We start from the raw sequence: 1,707 nt of genomic DNA on the forward strand, positions 1-1,707 counted from the left end.
TCATAATCAGATACTTTTGAATCCCATAGGCCAAAACCATCATGGTGTTTGGAGGTGATCACCATATATTTCATGCCTGCTTCCTTCATTGTCCGGGCCCATTTTTTTGCGTCGAATTTCTGGGGATTAAACTGCTTTGCATATTTTTCATATTCCAATATGGGAATTGGAGCACTATTCATTATCCATTCGCCCGTACCATCAACTTCTTTGCCATTATAAATCCCTGCAGGTACCGAGTAGGGCCCCCAATGGATAAACATTCCAAAACGGGCATCGCGCCACCACCTCATGCGTTCGTCAAAAGATTCGGTTGATTCTTCCAGATAATTGATAGCAGCAACCTCTTCAACGGATTCACTTTCTTTAGGTTGCTCCTTGCAGGAAGACATTGCCAAAATGCTAAAAAAAAGTATTGAATAAAGTAATTTTTTTGTTTTACAGCTGTATTTTAAAACACGTACTATCATCCAAAACTAATTTACACTGAAGTAATCAAAGCTAAAGTTTATTTTGATGATTATCAACTTCTAAGAACACTTATAGCGATACTTTTTTATATCCTAAAAGTATTATTCGCTGGCTTCCATTATACTTTTACCTAAGAATGTACTACCAAATTTATTTTTAACTATTTAACTATAAGAAAAGGATTATTTGCCATATGATGGATTTACTACTGATCTTATAAAAGATTAAAAACTCAAAATAACTTCAAGCCACAACTGCCTCAAAAGAAGACCGCTTCAATTTATTTTGATCGCTACTTTTAAAAGAGCTGAGTTCTTCAGACAAAAAGGAAGTGACAATACCCACTAAAGAAGAAGGATGAGCTGCTTTGGCAAACTCCTTTATATTCTTTATATTTAGTAGTAGGGTTTCAAAATAGATAATGTGGGTATTATGAAGAAGATTTTTGTTCTTATCGCTATAATTTTTTCATTACAGGCATATGGTATAGATAGACTTAATGAAATTTCGGGGGTTGTGACCATAGGAAACTCACCAATCCAAAATGTATCTGTTCAAGTTCAGAATAGCTTTAAAGAGACGTTTACCGACGAGAATGGTAAATATTTTATAACTGCTAAACCATATGATGTATTGGTTTTCAATTATGCCGGAATGCAAAATGTAGAAATAGTGGTGGAAGATGTTACTACTAGATTAAACATCGAAATGAAAATGAACATCGAAGCTCTAAAAGAAGTTGTAGTTGCAGAAAATAATGTCAATAATCAGGATTATTTAAGATTACAATATGGGGTTAATAAGAATATCCTGAGTACAGCCTTTGGTTATCTGGACGCAAACCGAGTAGGATATTCTATAAAATTAGTAGATGGCGACGATTTAAATCCGGGAGCAATAGATGTAATAACCGCATTGAAGGGAAGAGCGGCCGGGGTATATAGCTTGGGAGGTGAAGTTTATATTAGGGGAGGAGCGCCTCAACTGAAGGGTAGAGCAATTCCTGCAATTTATGATGTAGACGGAATGGTCTTAAGAACTCTTCCTTTTTTAACAGTGGAAAATATTGACCGGGTAGCAATAATATCAGGATTGGCAGGTACGGTAAGATATGGTAGTATTGCCAGAGGTGGCGTTGTGGTCATAAATACCATTGGCTCTCCAATTAGACGGGGTTCTGAAACCAATAAAAACTATGACAAGGCACGACTGCGCAATAATATCTATAATAATGAT

The 1,707-nt window shown here is 35.9% G+C and carries 2 protein-coding genes; one reads left to right on the forward strand and one right to left on the reverse strand.

The window, feature by feature from the left end:
- A partial coding sequence (locus tag WBM60_RS16825) for an alpha-L-fucosidase (RefSeq protein WP_424283368.1) occupies nt 1-470 on the reverse strand: 470 nt, incomplete at its 3' end.
- Between the two features lie 433 nt (nt 471-903).
- Here WBM60_RS16825 and WBM60_RS16830 point away from each other — a divergent pair.
- Nucleotides 904-1,707: carboxypeptidase-like regulatory domain-containing protein (locus WBM60_RS16830; RefSeq protein ID WP_424283369.1), on the forward strand; the 804-nt coding region annotated here is incomplete at its 3' end.

It is taken from the genome of Eudoraea sp., from assembly GCF_049669105.1.
Classification (GTDB): Bacteria; Bacteroidota; Bacteroidia; order Flavobacteriales; family Flavobacteriaceae; genus Eudoraea.